This is a genomic window from Methylobacterium sp. WL18, assembly GCF_008040015.1.
Taxonomy (GTDB): Bacteria; Pseudomonadota; Alphaproteobacteria; order Rhizobiales; family Beijerinckiaceae; genus Methylobacterium; species Methylobacterium mesophilicum.
The window spans coordinates 1-1,005 of the sequence record NZ_VRVD01001047.1 but is presented as its reverse complement, the minus strand read 5'-3'; the positions used below and the strand labels follow the sequence as shown (position 1 = coordinate 1,005).

Genomic DNA, 1,005 nt, shown 5'->3' with positions numbered 1-1,005 from the left:
GCCCCAGCCGGCCCGCATTGGGGTTGCGCGCCTCGACCGAGAGCGTGTCGAGTTGGACCGCTTGTGCGGTGCGACCCGTGCTGTCCTGCGCGAACGCAGCGTGGTTCGTAGTCAGGAGGAGCGTTGTCAAAGGTACGACGTGGCGGATGTATGTGCAGGTCATGAATTTCCGGGCGCCGATCAAGTCGAGGCATTGAGTCGACGACCGGTTCCTCTCTCCGCAAGCGGATCGGCGTGGGAATCATCGTTGCGTCAACGGATCGCGGCTACCAGCGGCGAAATTCTCAAGCAAGAAATAAAAATTAGATTATATAAATTTCAAGCTAATAGTATGGCAATTTATTGTCACTCAATATTGAGAGGTAAAATAATTTAATATCTCAATCGGCTTTTCTCGATTGGAAATTAGTGGAGAAAAAACATGATATTTAATTCTCGTTCTCGTCCTGATCTGGCGGAACAAAGCGTAGCACTCGAAGGAGCCCTCCAGAAGCCTCTGTGATCCCTGGAAGCCTCCTTCGAGCCCCGCTGCGCGCGCGTCTCAGGAAGAAGTGGTTGGATGGGATGGGGCGGAAATCTGGATGCCTGGCGTTCTTGCGCGGTTTCGGGATCGGACGCGCGTCGCCTACCGCCCGCTCGACCCGAACCCCCCTGCCCCACGGCCCGAGCCCGATCCGGGCGCGTCGTCCAGCACGGTCAGGACCGGCCGGGTCACGCGGGTGAAGACCAGTTGGGCGATCCGGTCGCCCGGCTCGATCCGGATCGGCCGCGCGTCGTCGCGGTTCCAGGCCGAGACCATCAGGGGGCCTTCGTAATCCGCGTCGATCACGCCGGTGCCGTTGCCTAGCACCAGCCCGTCGCGATGGCCGCGTCCGGAGCGCGGGAAGATCAGGCCGCACCAGGCGGGGTCGCGGATCAGCACGCAGAAGCCCGCCGAGATCAGGGCGGGTGCGCCCCGGGGCGGCAGCGTCAGCGGCGCGTCCAGGCAGGCGTGGAGGTCGAGCC

Annotated in this window: 1 protein-coding gene; it reads right to left on the bottom strand. The window is 61.6% G+C overall.

Annotated features, from left to right (window positions below; translation table 11 throughout):
- Nucleotides 1–625: 625 nt before the first annotated feature.
- Nucleotides 626–1,005, bottom strand: a 380-nt coding sequence (dut, locus tag FV228_RS30800) for a dUTP diphosphatase (RefSeq protein ID WP_147857867.1), incomplete at its 5' end; no start/stop codon positions are given.